This window comes from Polaribacter sp. PL03, from assembly GCF_033875165.1.
GTDB lineage: Bacteria > Bacteroidota > Bacteroidia > Flavobacteriales > Flavobacteriaceae > Polaribacter.
Genome location: NZ_JAWZSV010000006.1, coordinates 129,823 through 149,916, shown reverse-complemented (window position 1 = coordinate 149,916; position 20,094 = coordinate 129,823). Strand labels below are relative to the sequence as shown.

Below are 20,094 nucleotides of genomic sequence, written 5' to 3'. Positions count from 1 at the left end.
ATGGCTACAATTATAAATATGCCCAGACTAAGCGACACCATGGAAGAAGGTGTTGTGGCAAAATGGTTAAAAAATGTTGGTGATAAAGTTGAGGAAGGTGATATTTTAGCTGAAATTGAAACTGACAAAGCTACTATGGAATTTGAGTCTTTCTACGAAGGAACTCTATTATATGTAGGTATTAAAGAAGGAGAAACTTCTCCTGTTGATGTTTTATTAGCCATAATTGGTGAAGAAGGTGAAGATATTTCTGCTATTATAAGCGGTAGTAACGAATCTGATAAAACAGAAGTTAAAGAAAAAAAAGAAGAAGAAGAAGAAGTAGCAAAAGAAGAAACTACAACAGAAGTTAACGCTTCTGAAAATTCTGTTGCTATTCCTAATGGAGTTGAAGTAATAACAATGCCTCGTTTAAGCGATACTATGACTGATGGAACTGTGGCAACATGGTTAAAAAAAGTTGGAGACGCTGTACAAGAAGGTGATATGCTTGCTGAAATTGAAACAGACAAAGCAACAATGGAATTTGAATGTTTCTATGAAGGAACAATCTTATACATTGGTGTACAAGAAGGAGAAACTGCACCAGTAGATAGTTTATTAACTATTATTGGTCCTGCAGGAACCGATGTGTCTGCAATTGTTGCAAATGGTGGCGCTGCTTCTTCAGATGAACCTACTGTAACTTCAGAAAAAAAAGAAGATAAAAAAGTAGAAAAATCTTCGGAAAAAGTAGAAGAGACAAAAACAGTTGTTGCGTCTAACAATACTTCTAACGGACGTATTTTTGCTTCTCCATTAGCTAAAAAAATTGCTTCTGATAAAGGAATTAATTTAGCAGATTTAAATGGTTCTGGTGAAAACGGAAGAATCATAAAAAAAGATGTAGAAAACTATACACCTTCAGTAAAAGTAGAGGCGGCTCCTGCTGCTACAACTACTGCTTCTTCTAACGTAGAAAGCTCTGAAGAAGTTAAGAATTCTCAAATGCGTAAAGCAATTGCAAAATCTTTAGGTAATTCTAAATTCACTGCACCAGATTTCAGTTTAAATATTGAAGTTGATATGGACAATGCAATGGCTTCTAGAAAAACTATAAATGCAATTCCAGAAACAAAAGTATCATTTAACGACTTAGTTGTAAAAGCATGTGCGATGGCATTAAAAAAACATCCACAAGTAAACACATCTTGGACAGATGCAAACACAATTTATCACAGTCATATACACGTAGGTGTTGCTGTAGCTGTAGATGATGGTTTATTAGTACCTGTTATAAAATACACAGATCAATTAAGTTTAACTCAAATTGGTGCTGGGGTTAGAGATTTAGCTGGTAAAGCAAGAAACAAAAAATTAGCTCCTGCAGATATGCAAGGAAGTACTTTTACTGTTTCTAACTTAGGTATGTTTGGTATAGAAAATTTTAACTCTATAATAAACCAACCTAACTCAGCAATATTATCTGTTGGTGCAATTGTACAAAAACCAGTTGTTAAAGACGGACAAATAGTTGTTGGTAATACAATGAAATTAACTTTAACTTGCGATCACAGAACTGTTGATGGCGCTGTAGGTGCACAATTCTTACAAACATTAAAAACGTTTATAGAAAACCCTGTTACTATGTTGGCATAAGTTTTATAAAACTATATTTCATAAAAAAGCTCGCAATTTGCGAGCTTTTTTTATATATTTATTTTAATGAAAAAATTAGAAGAAAAACTAAAAAACCCTGTTTGGTATTCCCTAGATGAAACTCACAATAAGTTTCTTATAACCTATGATGGCACTCAATTCTACCAACCAGATATTTGCATATTTGGTTCGTTTTTTTATGAAAGTAAAACTGCAAGCGCATTAAATGAATATGCAAAAATAGCAGAAAGATTCTTTTTAGTCTCAGAAAAACAAATACCAACAATAGATACAGATTATGTTGTTCTAGAGAGAAAAATAGAAGGTTGTCAAATGGTGCTAGAAAAACTTCCAGAAATTAATATTACAGAAGATATTGTCTTACTAACAGAAAGTCATATAGATGAAGTTTACAACTTAATCTGGTTAGTAATGCCTGGGTTTTATCAAAAAAAAGGTTTTAAAATGGGGAAGTTCTTTGGGATTTTTAAAAACAATAAACTGGTATCTATAACTGGCCAAAGAATGCAAACAGAAGATTTTATAGAAGTAAGCTCTGTTGTTACACACCCAGATTACACAAGAAAAGGATATGCTAAACAACTTGTTGCATATACTACAAAAGAAATTTTAAAGGAGAATAAACTACCTATATTACACACAAACAAAGGAAACTCTGCTATTCCTCTTTATGAAAAATTAGGTTATAGATTAACCCGCGATATGAATTGGTGGTTATTCCGAAGAAAGTAATATCACTAAATAAGAAAAAAAAAGCCTTGAGAAAATCTCAAGGCTTTTTTAATTATAAAAATAAATTATTATAATTATATTTTAGTCGTAGTGCTCTTTGTAGAAATTTTCATGTCTATTCCGTTTGCACTTAAAGCCATTTTTATGTTAGCAGTATCTTGTATCCCTGTCTTAATATCAACTATTAAGTTTCCTGTTACATCTCCTGTTCCAACACCAGAAACGCTTCCTGTAATATCTATATATACTTTTCCTGCTTCTATTTTAGAAACCGTATAAACAGTTTTTACATTCATTCCTTGTTCGTTTGTTTCGTCTGACCAAGTAGAACCAACAGAAATTTTTTCTTTTGGATATTTTACACCTTTAGCCTGCTTTGTAAACTGATCCATAGCTGGGTTAGATGGCTCAACTCTAGTTTCTATAATATCACCATCGGTAGACATTTTAGAAAGAATATTAGCTTTCATCATTGGATCGAACTGTTTCTTCATCATTTTACCCATTTCATCTAAATCTTCTTCTTTCATAGAAGAATTAAAACTCATAGCCATACCACCTTGAAGCATGTTCATATCTATAGTTTTAATTTTAGACTCTGTAGAAATAGTATCTCCTACTCTACTAGTCACAACCATATTCATAGTCATTTTCATGTCTACACCACCTTGTGCACCCATGTCTTGAGATTGATCTAACTTTACAAGTAAAACATCACCTTTTTTATAATTAGCTCTTAATAATACAGATTCTTGTGAAATAGCATTAAAAGTTGTTGCTAACACAAATAAGAATAACAATTTTTTCATTTTTTAAATTTTTATTGATTTATGAGCTACGAAAATAACGATTTGAAACAAAAAAACGCTCGAAAAATTCGAGCGTTTTAAAAATTATATGAAATTAATATTAGAAATCTTGATTTACATCCCAAGATTCTAAGATATCTTTTAAAGTTTTAATAAACATACCACCTAAAGCGCCATTAACAACTCTATGGTCATAAGAGTGCGAAACAAACATTGTCTGCCTAATTCCAATAAAATCTCCTTCTGGCGTCTCTATTACAGCGGGTACTTTTCTAATAGCACCTAATGCTAAAATAGCAACTTCTGGTTGGTTAATAATAGGAGTTCCTGTAACAGAACCAAAACTACCAACATTTGTTACAGTGTATGTTCCACCTTGAATATCATCTGGCTTTAATTGATTATTTCTAGCTCTTACAGCTAAATCATTCACAGCTTTAGTCATTCCTACTAAATTTAATTGATCTGCGTTTTTAATAACAGGTACAATTAAATTACCATCTGGTAAAGCAGCTGCCATACCTAAATTAATATTTTTCTTTTTAATGATATTATCACCATCAATAGCAATATTAATCATTGGATATTTTTTTATTGTAGCTGCAACAGCATGCATTAAAATTGGTGTAAAAGTTAATTTCTGACCTTCTCTTTTAAAGAATGCATCTTTAACTTTAGTTCTCCATCTTACAATATTTGTTACATCTATTTCTATAAAAGACTGTACATGTGCAGAAGTTTGTATAGAATTAACCATGTGTTTAGAGATTAATTTCCCCATTCTGGTCATTTCTATGACTTCATCTTGTCCATTTACAGAAGCTGTAACTACTTTTTGTTCTTCTTTCTTAATTGGTTTAGAAACCTTTTCTTCAACTACTTTAGCAGTTTTAGCAGTCGGTTTTCCATTCTCAATATATAATAAAATATCTTCTTTAGTAACTCTACCATCTTTACCAGAACCAGAAATATTTTCTAATTCTTCCATAGAAATATTTTCTGTTTGAGCTATATTTCTAACTAAGGGTGAATAAAATTTACCCGAATCAGAATTTTTAGATATTGGAGTTGAAACAACCTCTACAGCTTTTTCAATCGTTTTTTCAACCTCATCAACTTTAGAGTTTTCTGCTGGTTTGCTAGTTTCCACTTTTATAGTTTCAGAACCTTCACCTTCAATCTCTATTATTGCAATAGTTTCTCCAACAGCAACTACGTCATCTTTTTGATATAAAATCTCTACCAAAGTTCCTTCTACTTCAGAAGGCACTTCAGAATCTACTTTATCTGTAGCAATTTCTACCACAGCTTCATCCAATTCAACGGTATCTCCAACTTCTTTTAACCAAGAAGTTATCGTTGCTTCTGCAACACTTTCCCCCATTTTAGGTAATTTCAATTCAAATCTCGCCATTTATATCTGATTTTACAGAATGCAAAAGTACTAAAATTCATTCATTTTACATCAAAAAAAGCAAGTGAAAATTGTAATTAATAAAAAAGTTATTTTAAACTATTCACAATAAAAAAAAATAAAACTGAATTATATTTAATATAACTCAGTTTTTATCTTATTTTTTAAATATTTGACAACAAATTAATTATTTTTAATTAAACTTCTTCGCACTTTTTCTAATTCATTTTTTGCTCTTACTAATTCCTTTTCTGCAGTAATTAATTCTCTTTCTGCTATTCTTTTCGCATCTTCTTTAGAATCTGAACCAGAAATTAGATCTTTAACCTCATCTCCCAAAGCATTCATTACTTCAAGAGTTTTAGAATTAGAAAACTCTTTATCTGCATATATTTTTAATGTATTCTCTGTTAATTTACATTCGTATAATTTATTTCCATTTTTAATTTTTGTCCATATATATTTATCTCCAGAAACTCTAAGATTAGAATTGCCTAATTTATCTACTAATAACTTTTTAAGAACTCCTGTTTTACTTTCATTAAACCTTGCTGTAAGCTTGTAGATATTATTATTTCTTTTTATTGATATTGATGAGTTTTTTTCTTTATTATCTGTATCAAAAGAAAAGGAATACGAGCTGCTTTTTGTTGTTGAAGTAATTTCTGGTGTTTTTGGTGGTTTTGGAGTAACCTGTGAGAATAGACTACTAATTGTAAAAAGACTAATAACTGTTGCTAAAATAATGTGTTTCATAATGTTGTTTTTTAAATTATTATGAGACAAATGTATCTACGAAAATGACAAAAAAAAAAGAATTATAAACCGTTAACTTTCGATTAACGTTAATTAGAAATCATTTTAACCTACCTTAAACTCTAAGCCAATTCCCCTAGTACTTTTTATAGAAATTGAGTTATCTCCTTTAAAATACTTACGTATTCTACTAATAAAAACATCCATACTTCTGCCCGTAAAAAAATCATCATTTTGCCAAACAGCTTTTAAAATTTCTTCTCTTTTTAATACTTGATTTTTATGTTCGTATAAAAAAAGAATTAATTCTCCTTCTTTTTCTGTAAGCTTTAGAATTGTACCATTAATTTTTAACTCTAATCTTTTAGTATTTAATTGGTAATTGCCAATATTAAAAACTTCATCTTTAATTATTAAAGTTGATACTTTTTGAGTTCTTTTTAAAATATTATTTAGACGTAAAACCAATTCATCTGCTTCAAAAGGTTTTACTATATAATCGTCTGCTCCCAATTTTAAACCCTTTAATTTATCTTCTTTCATTTTTCTTGCGGTCAAGAAGATAAATGGAATTTCTGGGTTTATTTTAATTATTTTTTCTGCTAAAGAAAATCCATCTAGTTTTGGCATCATCACATCTAAGACGCAAATATCAAAATTATTATTTGCAAAAACATGTAGAGCTTCTTCACCATCTTTTGTCCATTTTACAGAAAAACCAGACATTTCTAAATACTGTTTCAAAATACTACCAAAATCAATATCATCTTCCGCTAATAAAACGTGCTTGTTTGTCTTCATTATTTTACGGGTATTATAACAGTAAAAGTACTTCCTTTATTCTCTTCACTTTCAACAAAAACCTCGCCTTTGTGTGCTTTTATAATTTGATGTGTATAATATAAACCTAATCCTAGACCTTTTACATTATGCACTTCTTTATTACCCACTCTATAAAATTTATCAAACAAAAATGCTAGATGCTTTTTTGGAATTCCAATTCCATTATCTTTAATTGAAATTGTAAAATCCTTTTTAGCATCTACATTTATATCAATATTTAAATTATCTTTTCCATATTTAACTGCATTTTCTAGAATATTCAAAACAGCAGTAGTAAAGTAAAATTTATCAATTATTATTTCTGCATTTATTATAATATTTTTGTTAAAAGTTATTTCTTTCGAATCTAAAGAAAGCTGAAAATCATCTACAATCATATTCAAATAATCGCTAGCGTTTACAGTTTCCTTGTTCAATTTAATTTCTTGGTAACCTAATGAATTATTCAACACTTCATCTATCAATTTCTGTAAACGAATATTTTGTCTTTCAATAGTATTTATTGTATTTTCTATAACTTTTGGTTGCATTTTTATTTCTTCTTTCTTTAGCATTTTGGTTGCTAACGTTAAAGTAGACAAAGGTGTTTTTAATTCGTGCGTAATATTATTTACAAAATCAGTTTTAATATCTGCTATTTTCTTTTGAGTAATTAAATTTTTAATTGAATAATATAAAAGCCCAAAAACAAATAAAAATATAATAACAGATAGTATTAATAAACTTGTCATTCTTCTAAAAACAATTTTCTCCCAACCATCAATATTCATTCTATCTTCTGTTTGAAATTGCAAATTAAAAGTTACAGATTTTCTTTTTCCGTTTATTTCTCTTACAAAACTATGATCTGTTAACCACAAAGAATTACTTACATTATGGCTATCTTTATTAGAAAAATTTTTACCTAATAAAAGAAAAGACGGTTTTGTTGCAGATTGAAAAAGGGTATCATTTTTAACACCTAAACTATCTAAAAGAATAATTGTTTTAACTTTTTTTTGAAACTTTAAATTATAACCAATGTTTTTTGATTCAATTTCCTTTTGATAATTTTCTATGTAAGAATTATTAATAGAATCTGTTTTTTTATGCAACATAATTAAAACATCTTCTTTAGAAATCTTTTTCACATAATAATCTGCTACAACATTTAAAAAGTAATTTTGCCAAACATCATTAATAGAATCTAAACTTGGTGATACGTCATCTATTCTAGAAATAGATTTCTTTGTTTCAGAAATAAAAACGTCTTTTTTTAATTTATAAGTATTATTAATTAAGTAACCCTGAACTAAAGAAAGTGATAACAAGCCTAAAATAGAGGCAATAATTAGAAGTTTAATTTTTTTGCGCATTTTCAAAAATAAGAATTCCTTTTTCTTATCAAGAAAAAAATGCAGCATTAACCTAGCATTAACTTAAAAGTAAAAAAGGCAAAACGATTCGTTTTGCCTTTTTTACTTTTAAGAAACCCAATCTTTAGGATTCTCTAAAATTTCTATCAATCTTGCTTCTTCAGAACCTTTATCTGGCAAATGATTATATTTCCATTGTACAATTGGTGGTAAACTCATTAGAATACTTTCTATTCTTCCGTTGGTTTTTAACCCAAATAAAGTTCCTCTATCATGTACTAAGTTAAATTCTACATAACGACCTCTTCGTACTTCTTGCCAATCTTTTTGTGCTCTAGTAAAGTCTATTTCTTTTCTTCTCTCTACAATAGGAACGTAACTTTCTAAAAAACTGTCTCCAATTTCTGTTACAAAGTTAAACCTATCTTCAATAGAAAATTCTTCTGTTTCTTTTTGATAATCGAAAAACAAACCTCCAATTCCACGTGCTTCTTTTCTGTGAGAGTTCCAAAAATATTCATCACAAACTTTTTTAAACTTCGGATAAAACTCTGGGTTATGTTTATCGCAAGCTGTTTTACATGTTTGATGAAAGTGAATTGCATCTTCATCGAATAAATAATACGGAGTTAAATCTTGCCCACCACCAAACCATTGCGTAACAATGTTTCCTGCATCGTCATACATTTCAAAATAACGCCAATTAGCGTGTACAGTAGGTATAAATGGATTTATTGGATGTAAAACTAAACTTAAGCCGCAAGCAAAGAAATTACCTTCCTTTACCTTAAATTGCTTTCTTAAGGCTTCTGGTAATTCTCCAAAAACTTTAGAAATATTTACACCTCCTTTTTCAAAAATAGCTCCGTTCTCTATAACACGTGTTCTTCCACCGCCACCTTCTTCTCTCTTCCAAAGATCTTCTTCAAATTTTGCTACTCCATCTATAGCTGCTAACTTAGAAGTAATAGTATCTTGTAATTTTTCTATATATTTATAAAACTGATCTTTCATTTTCTTTATTTAATAAGGCTACTGTTTTTACTGATGCTGCAGTTACAGAAAGTGGTAAAACAATAATAATTCCTAAAATAGGTATTAATAAACATAACATAAAAACAATTCCATTTCCTATGGAAACGCCCTTATTTCTTCCAACAAAATTAATGCTCTCTTTATAATTTAAATGTCTTTCTAAAGTATAATCCATATTTCCAAAACCTGCATAATACGCTTGAATTAAAAATAGTAAAATAGTAGAAAAGATATTTACTATGGGAATAAATTTTAGTAATAAAATAGGAATTGTAATAAGAATTTCTTTTCCTAAATTTCGAATATTAATTCGAATACCACGCCATAATTGTTCTTGAAAAGTAGTTTTTCTATGTTGATGTTTTAAACTTCCATTAAGATGAATTTCTATCTTTTCTGAAACAGGACTCATAAATGGTGCAGATAAGGCTAAAACAATATGTTTGTATAAAATTAGGCCAATTACTAAAACAAAAATAGCTCCAAGAACAGAAGTAAAGGTAGTAAAAGCTTCTTTTCCCCAATCCCAGATCCATATTTTTGCTAAAAACACACCAATATTATCAGACAAACCATATGCTGTAAAACCAATAATTGTTGCGGTTACAATGCTAATTACAATGGGAATTATAAAGTATTTCCAGAGTTTTAATTTAGAAATTAAACCCAAAGAACCTGCGTAGGCTTTTATTGCTGAAAACACATTTTTAATCATCTTAGAACTTTAAATCATTGATTTGTTACAATAAGTTGCCATTTCGAAATCTCTAATATTTATAGAAATTATTGGCACTTCTGGGAACAAGGTATTTAATGTAGTTACAATTGCATTAGAAAGTTCTGCTTTATCTTCCTCCAATCTTCCTTCCATAATATTACCAAAAACATGAATAAAATCTGCTTCACCTCCAAGAACTAAAGAGTGCTTAAAAGGATTTAATCTAACTTTAATATCATTTCTATCAAATAACCCAGTAGAAAAAGCTGTTTCGAGAACAGCTTCTAATACTTTTTTAGGATTCTGAATTTTTAATATATTTTCTGAACAATCTAAAATAAAATGTGGCATTCTAGTCTGCTTTATACTCTTTTACGGCATCTACAAATGCTTTCGCATTTTCTAATGGAATGTTTGGTAAAATTCCGTGACCAAGATTTACAATGTATTTGTCTTTCCCAAATTCATTTATCATTTGATGTACCATTTTTTTAATTTCTGCTGGCGGAGAAAACAATCTCGATGGATCGAAATTACCTTGTAAAGTAATATTTCCGCCAGATAAATAACGTGCATTTCTTGCAGAACACGTCCAATCTACACCTAAAGCAGAAGCACCAGACTTTGCCATATCATTTAACGCAAACCAACATCCTTTACCAAAGGCAATTACGGGTGTAATGTCTTTTAATGCATCTATTATTTGCTGCATGTATTGCCATGAAAATTCTTGATAATCGACCGGAGATAACATACCTCCCCAAGAATCGAAAACTTGTACAGCATCTACACCAGCTGCTACTTTTGCTTTTAAATATGCAATAGTTGTATCTGTAATTTTTTGTAATAAATTATGTGCTATAACAGGGTTTGTAAAACATAATTCTTTTGCTTTATCAAAGTTTTTAGAACCTTGTCCTTGTACACAATAACAAAGAATTGTCCAAGGCGAGCCTGCAAAACCAATTAATGGCACTTCATCATCTAGCTTTTCTTTGGTTGCTTTAATAGCTTCCATTACATAACCTAAAGATTCATGAACATCTGGTACAATTACACGATCTAAATCTTTTTGAGTACGAATTGGATTTGGTAAATAAGGTCCGAAATCTGGTTTCATTTGTACCTCAATATTCATTGCTTGAGGAATTACCAAAATATCTGAAAATAAAATTGCAGCATCCATTCCGTATCTTCGAATTGGTTGTACTGTAATTTCTGATGCTAATTCTGGTGTTTGGCAACGTGTAAAGAAATCGTATTTCTTTTTTATTACCTGAAATTCTGGTAAATATCTTCCTGCCTGACGCATCATCCAAACTGGTGGTCTGTCTACAGTTTCTCCTTTTAATGCTCTTAAAAATAAATCGTTCTTTATCATATCTATATTTTTGAAACTGCTAACATTGCTTTATCTACTGCTTCTGCTATTTTTTTAATGTCCTTGTCTGTTAAAGCAGATGATAAAAACCATGCTTCAAACTGACTTGGAGGTAAGAAAACTCCGTTTTTTATCATTTCCCAAAAGAAAACTGCAAACTTATCTGTGTTAGATGTTTGCGCTTCTTTAAAATTAGTAACAGTAGTTTTTGTAAAAAACGGATTTAACATAGAACCAAATCTATTTACAGTTAAATCTACATTATACTTCTTGGCAGTTTCTAATAAAATTACTTCTAAAATACTACCTGTTTCTTCAAACTTTTTATAAGGATTCTGTTTCTTAAGTTCTGTTAAAGTAGCAATTCCACCTGCCATTGCAATTGGATTTCCACTTAACGTTCCTGCTTGATACATTCCTCCTAAAGGTGCAACTTCTTGCATAATTTCATTTCTTGCACCATAAGCTCCTACAGGAAAACCTCCTCCAATTACCTTACCTAAACAAGTTATGTCTGCTTCTACACCTAATAATTCTTGTGCTCCACCAAACTTAGAACGGAAACCTGTCATTACCTCATCTGCAATTAATAACGCTCCCTTAGTTTCTAAATAAGCTTTTAGCTCCTTTAAGAAATTATCTTGAGGAATTACAACACCCATATTTCCGCAAATAGGCTCAATAATTACTGCTGCAATATCATCATGTTCTTCAAAATGTTTTTTTATACTATCTAAATCATTATAAGTAGCAATTAAAGTGTTTTTTACAGCTCCTTCAGGTACTCCTTTAGAACCAGGCAAACTTAATGTTGCCAAACCAGAACCGGCTGCAACTAATAAAGAATCTTGATGCCCATGATAACATCCTGCAAACTTTATAATTTTATCTTTACCCGTAAATGCTCTTGCCAAACGAACTCCACTAATAACAGCTTCGGTTCCAGAATTTACAAAACGAACTTTATCCATTCCAGGAAAAGCATCACAAACAATTTTTGCTAATTTTATTTCAGCCTCAGTAGATGCTCCAAAAGAATAACCATTTTTTAAAGCTTTATCTACTCCTTTTTGTACTTTTTTATGACGGTGACCTAAAATCATTGGTCCGTAAGAAAGAACTAAATCGATAAACTCATTACCATCTACATCTGTAATTTTAGTTCCTTTTGCTTTTTTGATAAACAAAGGGTTTCCACCAACTGAAGAAAAAGCTCTTACAGGAGAATTTACTGCTCCAACAAGATTTACCAATCCTTTTTTATATAATTTTTCTGATTTTTTGAATTTCATTTCTTTAGTTTTTTGTCAATTCCAATACTCTGGAAGAGTCTACTTATTAATCAAGAGGTTACTTGACTATCCTATAAATTTATTTCTTCAACAGAACTTTAGCTGCTTCTTTAGCAAAATAAGTAATAATAATGTCTGCTCCTGCTCTTTTCATAGACAGTAAACTTTCCATCATTACTTTTTCTCCATCAATCCACCCTTTTTCTGCAGCTGCTTTTACCATTGCATATTCTCCACTTACATTATAACATGCAATTGGTCTGTCGAAATTATTTTTTAAATCTCTAATGATATCTAAATAAGACAATGCTGGTTTTACCATTAAAATATCGGCTCCTTCTTGATCATCAAAGGTAGCTTCACGCATTCCTTCATCTCTGTTAGATGGATCCATTTGATACGTTCTTCTATCTCCAAAAGTTGGTGCAGAATCTGCAGCATCTCTAAAAGGACCATAAAATGCAGATGCATATTTTACAGAATACGCCATAATTGGCAAGTTTACAAAACCTGTATTGTCTAAAGATTGGCGAACCATATCTATCGTTCCATCCATCATACCAGAAGGTGCAACCATATCTACTCCTGCTCTTGCATGAGACACAACTTGTTTCGCTAAATTTACTAATGTAGCATCATTATCAACATCATTATCATGTATAATTCCGCAGTGACCGTGTGAAGTATATTCGCAAAAACAAACATCTGTTATTACATATAAGCTTGGGTAATTTTTCTTGATAAAACGAATTGCTTTTTGCATAATTCCGTTATCATTCCATGTTTCTGTTCCTTCTTCATCTTTATGAGAAGGAATTCCGAATAATAAAACGGCAGGAATGTTTAAAGAAACAACCTCATCTAATTCTTTAGAAATTCTATCTAAAGAAAAACGTTTTATTCCTGGCATTGAAACAATCTCTGTTTCTATATTTTCTCCTTCCTCAATAAAAAGAGGATATACAAAGTCGTCTACAGAAAGTCTAGTTTCTTTAACTAATCTTCTAATTCCTTCTGATTTTCTAAGTCTTCTTGTACGAAACATAAAGTTTATTTCTTTGTTTCATTACGAGCATAGAGAAGTAACCTGCTTCTTAAACCGGAGATTGCTCCGTCATTTTTTCTCGCAATGATATTTTTTATTTTGAATAATATGTGTTTACTAACTTTAAAACACTTTCTACGTCTGGCATATTAGCTACCTCAACTTTGTTAAAATGCTTTCTAGCTTCTGTTGCTGTAGTTTCTCCAATACAAAAAGCAACTCTTTCTGTTGAATTTTCTTCTAGATAACTTTCAATTCCTGATGGACTATAAAATAAAACTCCAGAAATATCAGCATCCATTTTTACTGGATTTATCATTGTTTTATAAGCTTCAACTTCATTTACAGTAATTTCATGTGCTTGTAAATACGTTGGTAAAACATCTAACCTAACATCACTACAGAAGTAAGAAACTTTTTTTATTTCGGTTTCTTTTGCTATGTATTCTGCTAATTTTAAAGCATTTTTTGCTACGTGTGTAACTTTACCAATTCTATTTTCAATTAATTTCTTAGTTCTTCTACCAACACAGTAAATATTTTTGAAATTAATTTCATCTTTAGTAAATGAATTTAAAATTGCTTCCACACCATTTTGACTAGTAATTACAACATTTTCATGCTGAGTTTTCATCACTTTAGCAGGAATTCTATTAAAACGCATTTTAATAAAATCGCTATCTTTTACACCAATTGAAGAAGATAAAGTTTCTTTTTGAAGTTCAGAAAGTTTCTTTGTAGAATAAACAGTAGCTATTTTAGCTTCAGCTTCTTCATCATCTTTCATTAACTCTTTTCCTCCTCTATTAATTATATAGTCTGCACAATCTTTTGCTAAAAATTTGTGGCTTCCTAATTTTGCAGTTTTTGCAACTCTAATTTTCTTAGAACCGTCTTTACTTAATAGAACACCTTTAAAGTTTACTTCTTCTGTTCTGGCATCTACATAAGCTAAAGCACCAATTGGTGCAGTACAACCTCCTTCTAACAGACGTAAAAACTCGCGTTCTACACCAACACAAACCTTAGTTTCGTGATGATTTAATTGTTCACAAGCATCTAGTACATAATCGTCCTTTTCTAAAGCGGCAATCATAATAGCACCTTGTGCTGGGGCAGAAATCATCCAAGGAAGATCTATTGCTCCTTCTGGCATTATACCAAGTCTTTCTAAACCTGCGGCAGCAAAAACAGCTCCATTCCAAGTTTCACTATCTTCTAACTTTTGCAAACGTGTATTTACGTTTCCTCTTAAGTTTTCTACTTTATGAGTAGGATAACGATTTAACCACATTGCTCTTCTTCGTAAACTTCCAGTAGCAATTAATCCTTCTGGTTCTCCAAAAAACTCTTCGTTTCCTTTTAAAATAATAACATCATTATAATTACCACGTTTTAAAACAGCAGCTTGTACTATTCCTTCTGGTAAAGATGTTGGTACATCTTTTAATGAGTGTACCGCAATATCGATATCGCCATTTAACATTGCAATATCTAAATTTTTTGTAAAAATCCCTGTAATACCTAATTCATACAAAGGTTTATCTAAAACGATATCTCCTGTAGATTTTATAGGTACTAAAACAGATTCGTAACCTAATTCTGCTAATTCTTTGCTCACTTTATTAGCTTGCCAAAGCGCCAATTGGCTATCGCGAGTACCTATTCTTATTATTTTTTGCATGGGTTTTTAATTATGATTGAAACACTTTCTGGATTACTTCTATACTTTCTGAAACAGAAGTATCTTCATCTTTTAAATGTTTAACAAACTGTGTGGTAATTTTTTGAATAAAACGTGAAGTTAAAATTTCTGCTTGATTTTCGTCAAAGTTACTAATTTTCTTCTTCTGAAAATTAATTTCATCATTTTTAATAATTTCTAAAGATTGCTTTAGAGCTGCAATTGCAGGCGTAAATCTTCTATGATTTAACCAACTATTAAATTCTTCTTTATGTGTTTCTATTATTTGTTTTGCAAACGGAATTTCTTGTTGACGAACCGCTAAAGTTTCATCTGTAATTTTAGAAAGTTCATCTACATTTACTAAAGAAACACCTTTAAAATCTGCAACTTCTTTTGCCACATTTTCTGGCATAGACAAGTCTAAAATTAAAATTTCTTTAGAACTAGAAACTTGTTCTTTTGTAATTGTAGGTTTATTTGCACCTGTAGAAACTATTAAAACGTCGGCTTTAGAAACCTCTTCGTTTAAATTTTCTATTTCAGATTTACGAATAGATTTGTGTTCTTTAACAAATTCTATCGCTTTTTCTTCTGTTCTGTTAATTAAACAAACTTGTTTATTTTGCGTGTATTCTGCTAAATTCTTACAAGTATGTTTTCCCATTTTACCCAAACCAAAAACTAAAATATTTTTAGAATTATAGTCTGGTAAATTTTTAATAATGTATTGAACAGCTGCATAAGAAACAGAAGTTGTTCCCGAGCTTAATTTTGTATCGTTCTTAACACGTTTACTCGCTTGTAAAACACAGTTAACCAAACGTTCTATATAAGAATCTGTAGTTTTTAATTCTTTTGCTAATTTAAAAGACTGTCTTAATTGACCAACAATTTCGTAATCTCCTAAAATTTGACTTTCTAAACCTGTACCAATTCTAAACAAATGACTAATTGCTTCTTGGTCTTTATGTATATTACAGATAGCATTAAATTCCTTTACTGTACCTTCAGAAAACTCGCACAATAATTCTATTAACAAACAAGGGCGATTTGCAAAACCAAAAATTTCGGTTCTGTTGCAAGTTGAAATTATAAAAATGGAAGTTATTCCTTTTTCTTTAGCTGCATTTAAAAGTGCGGTTTGGTTTTCTTTAGACACAGAAAACTTACCACGCATTTCTGCATCTGCTTTTTTATAACTTACGCCAATATTGTAAAAATGCTCTTGTCCTAATTCCTTCATAAATTCTAAAAGATGCTGCAAAAATAAAAACAACCATCATAAAAAAGTATCGCTTAAAGAACTTTTAATAACGTTCTATGTTTTTTAGTCGTTTTTTTTTTATCAAACTTGTAAAAAGCCTTATTTTTGTTGTGCTAACAAGTAATTTTACTAATTTTATATAGAATGATTCTAAATAGAAGAAGTTTAAAAAATTAAGAATACCATGTTTAAAAATGTCGGAGAAAGTTCTTTTGAAGAAATCAACTTAGGAAAAGGTTTTTATGTACTTCATTTTCAGAACGAAAGCAAAGAGGTTGTTAATTTCGAAAGAAAAATAGACAGCACATTCATTCAAATGCATTTCTGTTTGCGCGGTAACTCTAAATTCTTGTTTAATACAGGCGATTATTCTTTCGATGTGTTAGATAATAGGTCTATCTTATTATACAACCCACAGAGAACATTACCTATTAATTTAGAGATTCAACCAAAAACAACTTTGGTTTCTTTATTAATTTCTATTGAAAAATTTCACTCTTTATTTTCTAAAGAATCTGGTTACATTCCTTTTTTAAGTGATGAAAACAGTAATAGAAAATTTTATGACGACACAGAAATAAAACCAACAGAGTCTATTGTTTTGCAACAAATTATAAACTCTAACATTAATAGCTCTATTAAAGAGTTATATGTAAAGGGTAAAATTTACGAATTATTAAGTCTTCATTTTCAGAAAGAAGAAAATACAGATGCAGAATATTGCCCTTTTTTAGTTGATGAACAAAACGTTCTAAAAATTAGAAAAGCAAAAGATATTATAATTTCTAGAATGTCTGAGCCACCAAGTTTACAAGAATTAGCTACAGAAATTGGCTTAAATTTAAAAAAACTAAAAGAAGGTTTTAAACAAATTTATGGCGACACGGTATATAGTTTTCTATTCGACTACAAAATGGAACATGCCCGTAAATTACTAGAAAGCAACCAATACAATGTAAATGAAGTTGGTTTACAAGTTGGTTACAGTACAGCAAGTCATTTTATTGCTGCTTTTAAGAAGAAGTTTGGTACAACACCAAAGAAATATGTAATGAGTTTGAATAAATAGCATCAAAAAATTGGAACAACTAACACACTACGACATAGAAAATAATCAAAAACAGTTTCCAATAACAATTGTTTGCGATGCAATTAGAACACCAGAAAATATAGGAATGTGTTTCCGTATTTCTGAAAGTTTTGGTGTTGAAAAAATATATTTTCACGAAATTTCACCTTCAACAGAAAATAGAATTGTTAAGAAAACCGCACGAAATACAGTAAACCAAATTAAACATGCTTCTTACAGCGATTTTGACGCACTTATAAATCAATTAAAAACTGAAGGAAACACAATAATTGGTATAGAAATTACTGATAAAAGTATCGATATTCAAGATTTTAATTTTAAAAATTATGAAAAAATCGTACTACTTTTGGGTAGCGAAAGAAACGGAATTGAAAACATAGATTTAGTTGATAAAACTGTTGCTATACCAATGTTTGGTAGAAACTCTAGCATGAACGTTATACATAGTTTGGCAATTACATTATACGAAGTAACCAACCAACTAACATTAAATAAAAAATAAAATAACCTAATAAAAGCTTAATATTTATCAGCTTTTAAACTTAAAGAAATGAAAGGAATATTATTAAATAATTTAGGATCACCAGACTCTACAGAAACAAAAGATGTAAAAAAATATTTAGGTGAATTTTTAATGGACGAGCGTGTAATCGATATTCCATTTTGGAAACGCTGGATCTTAATAAAAGGAATCATTTTAAAAGTTCGCCCTAAAAAATCTGGTGCAGCTTACAAGAAAATTTGGTGGAAAGAAGGTTCTCCTTTAGTTGTAATTTCTGAAAGATTTACTAAGAAAGTATCAAAAAAAGTAGACATTCCTGTAGAATTAGCAATGCGCTACGGCTCTATGTCTATGGAAAAAGGAATTAAAAACCTTGTAGACAAAGGCGTAACAGAAATAATGTTAGTACCTCTATACCCACATTACGCAATGTCTTCTTTTGAAACTGTTGTAGTTTTAGCAGAAGAAATTTTAGCAGAAAAATACCCGGAAGTAAAATTAGATACTCTACCTCCATTTTACAACAGACCAGATTATATAAAAGCGATGAGCGATAATATTGCAAATCACTTAAAAGGGTTTGATTATGATCATGTTTTATTTTCTTATCACGGTATTCCAGAACGTCATATAAAAAAATCTGACCCAACAAACAGTCATTGTAAATTAGATGGTTCTTGTTGCGAGCGAAATTCTGTTGCACACCATACTTGCTACAGACACCAATGTTTCGAAACTACAAAAGCAATTGCCAAAAACTTAGGTTTCGATGAAACCAATCATAGTAATTCATTTCAATCTCGTCTATTAAAAGACCCTTGGTTAAAACCTTATACAGATTTCGAACTAGAAAAATTTCCAGGTTTAGGAAAGAAGAAGTTAGCAGTTATTACACCAGCTTTTGTTGCAGATTGCTTAGAGACTTTAGAAGAAATCGCTATGGAAGGTAAAGAAGAATTTTTAAAATTTGGAGGTACAGATTATAAACACATACCATGTATGAATGACAACGACGATTGGGTAGATGTTATGGTTTCTTGGATAAATGATTGGAAAAATAAATAATAAGAAGCTATTTCCTGCTTTTCATTATATCTTTTTTAAGAAAAATAAAAAAGGATGCCATTACAATCAGGGCTAAACAGTTTGCGAACAAATTACAAAACTATAAAATTTAATACATAATTATATATGGATTTCCTATACGTAAAATCATTACACATCATCTTTGTAGTTACTTGGTTTGCAGGTTTATTCTATATTCCTAGATTATTTATTTACCAAACAGAAGCAGAAACAAAACTAGAACCAGCAAAATCTATTCTACAAACACAGTACAAATTAATGACAAAACGTTTGTGGTACATAATTACATGGCCTTCTGCTATTTTAGCAAGTTTCTTTGCTTTTTGGATGCTCTACCAAAGTCCAGAATACTTATCTGAACCATGGATGTTGGTAAAACTAGCATTTGTTTTAGCCTTATACTTCTATCATGCCTTTTGTCATAATATTTACAAAAAACTTCAGAAAGACATTGTAAAATACTCTGCATTTAAACTTCGTGTTTTTAATGAGATTTCAACCATTATTCTATTTGCAGTAGTTTTTTTAGTAACTGTAAAAAGTGCTATTAATTGGATTTGGGGCGTTGTAGGAATTATTCTTTTTGGCGTTTTAATGATGCTAGGAATAAAACTTTACAAAAAAATTAGAGAAAAAAGATCTTGGGAAAAAGCAGAAGCTGCAGCTTTAAGCGATAATGATAAAAAAAGTAATCAATAATTATTTTTAGCTGTAATACTAAAAAGCGAAACTCTAACTTCTAATACTCTGCTCAAAAGGTATTCTATTCACAATAGATCTACCAAGCGTAACTTCATCTGCATATTCTAATTCATCACCAACAGAAATTCCACGCGCAATTGTAGATGTTGTAATTTCAAATTTTTCTATTTGTTTAAAAATGTAAAAATTAGTTGTATCTCCTTCCATCGTAGAACTTAAAGCAAAAATTAACTCTTTAATTTCTCCGTTTCCAACTTTATCAACCAAAGATTCTATTTGTAAATTCTGAGGACCAATACCTTCAATAGGCGAAATTTTCCCTCCTAAAACATGGTATAGCCCTTGAAACTGAGAAGTACTTTCAATAGCCATTACGTCTCTAATATCTTCTACAACACAAACAATATCTGCATTTCTTCTAGGATTATTACAAATATCACACAACAAGGTATCAGATATATTATGGCATTTCTCACATGTTTTTACATCATTTCTTAAATGCACCAAAGCTTCAGATAAAAACTTAGTATTGTCTGATGGTTGCTTAAGTAAATGCAACACCAAACGTAACGCAGTTCGCTTACCAATTCCTGGCAAACGTGAAACTTCATTCACAGCATTTTCTAATAATTTCGATGAAAAATCCATAACTGCAAATTTAACTCTTTAAAGAGAAAAGAATCAATAAAAAAGAGAAAAGACTTCTAAAAAACATATATTCGTA

20 protein-coding genes are annotated in these 20,094 nt (G+C 30.1%); 6 read left to right on the top strand and 14 right to left on the bottom strand.

The genetic code is table 11. The annotated features are described in order from the left end of the window. Entirely contained in the window at positions 1–1,638 is a 1,638-nt protein-coding gene (locus SHK09_RS13320) for a 2-oxo acid dehydrogenase subunit E2 (protein WP_319811279.1), read from the top strand. Positions 1,639–1,704: 66 nt separating this feature from the next. Further along, positions 1,705–2,391: a GNAT family N-acetyltransferase gene (locus SHK09_RS13315; RefSeq protein WP_319811278.1), complete on the top strand. Its 687-nt coding sequence runs from the start codon at positions 1,705–1,707 to the stop codon at positions 2,389–2,391. A 74-nt stretch (positions 2,392–2,465) separates the two neighbouring features. Here SHK09_RS13315 and SHK09_RS13310 read toward each other — a convergent pair whose 3' ends face one another. The 13 genes from SHK09_RS13310 to hemA all read right to left on the bottom strand — a co-directional run bounded on the left by SHK09_RS13310 (position 2,466) and on the right by hemA (position 15,969). Then, positions 2,466–3,200 (bottom strand): DUF6263 family protein, encoded by a 735-nt coding sequence (locus SHK09_RS13310; protein WP_319811277.1) that lies wholly within the window; start codon positions 3,198–3,200, stop codon positions 2,466–2,468. 100 nt (positions 3,201–3,300) lie between these two features. Then, positions 3,301–4,614: a dihydrolipoamide acetyltransferase family protein gene (locus SHK09_RS13305; protein ID WP_319811276.1), complete on the bottom strand. Its 1,314-nt coding sequence runs from the start codon at positions 4,612–4,614 to the stop codon at positions 3,301–3,303. A gap of 183 nt (positions 4,615–4,797) precedes the next feature. After that, positions 4,798–5,370: a hypothetical protein gene (locus SHK09_RS13300; RefSeq protein ID WP_319811275.1), complete on the bottom strand. Its 573-nt coding sequence runs from the start codon at positions 5,368–5,370 to the stop codon at positions 4,798–4,800. A gap of 105 nt (positions 5,371–5,475) precedes the next feature. Beyond that, positions 5,476–6,171, bottom strand: coding sequence for a response regulator transcription factor (locus SHK09_RS13295; protein WP_319811274.1), 696 nt, complete (start codon positions 6,169–6,171; stop codon positions 5,476–5,478). Next, a complete protein-coding gene (locus SHK09_RS13290; protein ID WP_319811273.1) occupies positions 6,171–7,568 on the bottom strand; it encodes a HAMP domain-containing sensor histidine kinase in 1,398 nt (465 codons plus the stop codon). Before SHK09_RS13290 ends, SHK09_RS13295 begins: the two co-directional genes overlap by 1 nt. 108 nt (positions 7,569–7,676) lie before the next feature. Next, positions 7,677–8,582, bottom strand: a complete 906-nt coding sequence (gene hemF / locus SHK09_RS13285) for an oxygen-dependent coproporphyrinogen oxidase (RefSeq protein WP_319811272.1) — start codon at positions 8,580–8,582, stop codon at positions 7,677–7,679. Beyond that, positions 8,563–9,318: an EI24 domain-containing protein gene (locus SHK09_RS13280; protein WP_319811271.1), complete on the bottom strand. Its 756-nt coding sequence runs from the start codon at positions 9,316–9,318 to the stop codon at positions 8,563–8,565. The genes hemF and SHK09_RS13280 overlap by 20 nt, the downstream gene beginning before the upstream one ends. 9 nt (positions 9,319–9,327) lie before the next feature. Continuing rightward, positions 9,328–9,672 carry a 5-carboxymethyl-2-hydroxymuconate Delta-isomerase gene (locus SHK09_RS13275; RefSeq protein WP_319811270.1) on the bottom strand — a complete coding sequence of 115 codons (345 nt, stop codon included), beginning with the start codon at positions 9,670–9,672 and terminating at the stop codon, positions 9,328–9,330. 1 nt (position 9,673) lies between these two features. Further along, positions 9,674–10,702 carry a uroporphyrinogen decarboxylase gene (hemE, locus tag SHK09_RS13270; protein WP_319811269.1) on the bottom strand — a complete coding sequence of 343 codons (1,029 nt, stop codon included), beginning with the start codon at positions 10,700–10,702 and terminating at the stop codon, positions 9,674–9,676. 2 nt (positions 10,703–10,704) lie between these two features. Further along, a complete protein-coding gene (gene hemL / locus SHK09_RS13265; protein ID WP_319811268.1) occupies positions 10,705–11,994 on the bottom strand; it encodes a glutamate-1-semialdehyde 2,1-aminomutase in 1,290 nt (429 codons plus the stop codon). Positions 11,995–12,073: 79 nt separating this feature from the next. After that, positions 12,074–13,039, bottom strand: coding sequence for a porphobilinogen synthase (hemB, locus tag SHK09_RS13260; protein ID WP_319811267.1), 966 nt, complete (start codon positions 13,037–13,039; stop codon positions 12,074–12,076). Positions 13,040–13,133: 94 nt separating this feature from the next. Then, entirely contained in the window at positions 13,134–14,723 is a 1,590-nt protein-coding gene (gene hemC, locus SHK09_RS13255) for a hydroxymethylbilane synthase (protein WP_319811266.1), read from the bottom strand. Positions 14,724–14,733: 10 nt separating this feature from the next. Then, a complete protein-coding gene (gene hemA / locus SHK09_RS13250; RefSeq protein WP_319811265.1) occupies positions 14,734–15,969 on the bottom strand; it encodes a glutamyl-tRNA reductase in 1,236 nt (411 codons plus the stop codon). Between the two features lie 205 nt (positions 15,970–16,174). Here hemA and SHK09_RS13245 point away from each other — a divergent pair, with 205 nt between their 5' ends. From SHK09_RS13245 to SHK09_RS13230, 4 genes are all read left to right on the top strand, one after another. Further along, entirely contained in the window at positions 16,175–17,059 is an 885-nt protein-coding gene (locus tag SHK09_RS13245; RefSeq protein ID WP_319811264.1) for an AraC family transcriptional regulator, read from the top strand. 10 nt (positions 17,060–17,069) lie between these two features. Next, positions 17,070–17,582 (top strand): TrmH family RNA methyltransferase, encoded by a 513-nt coding sequence (locus tag SHK09_RS13240; protein WP_319811263.1) that lies wholly within the window; start codon positions 17,070–17,072, stop codon positions 17,580–17,582. Between the two features lie 48 nt (positions 17,583–17,630). Further along, on the top strand, positions 17,631–18,647 hold the full coding sequence (hemH, locus tag SHK09_RS13235; RefSeq protein ID WP_319811262.1) for a ferrochelatase: 1,017 nt from the start codon (positions 17,631–17,633) through the stop codon (positions 18,645–18,647). Positions 18,648–18,773: 126 nt separating this feature from the next. Beyond that, positions 18,774–19,367: a CopD family protein gene (locus SHK09_RS13230; RefSeq protein ID WP_319811261.1), complete on the top strand. Its 594-nt coding sequence runs from the start codon at positions 18,774–18,776 to the stop codon at positions 19,365–19,367. A 33-nt stretch (positions 19,368–19,400) separates the two neighbouring features. On the opposite strand, the gene recR is transcribed toward SHK09_RS13230, so the two are convergent. Next, positions 19,401–20,018, bottom strand: coding sequence for a recombination mediator RecR (recR, locus tag SHK09_RS13225; protein WP_319811260.1), 618 nt, complete (start codon positions 20,016–20,018; stop codon positions 19,401–19,403). Positions 20,019–20,094: the final 76 nt, after the last annotated feature.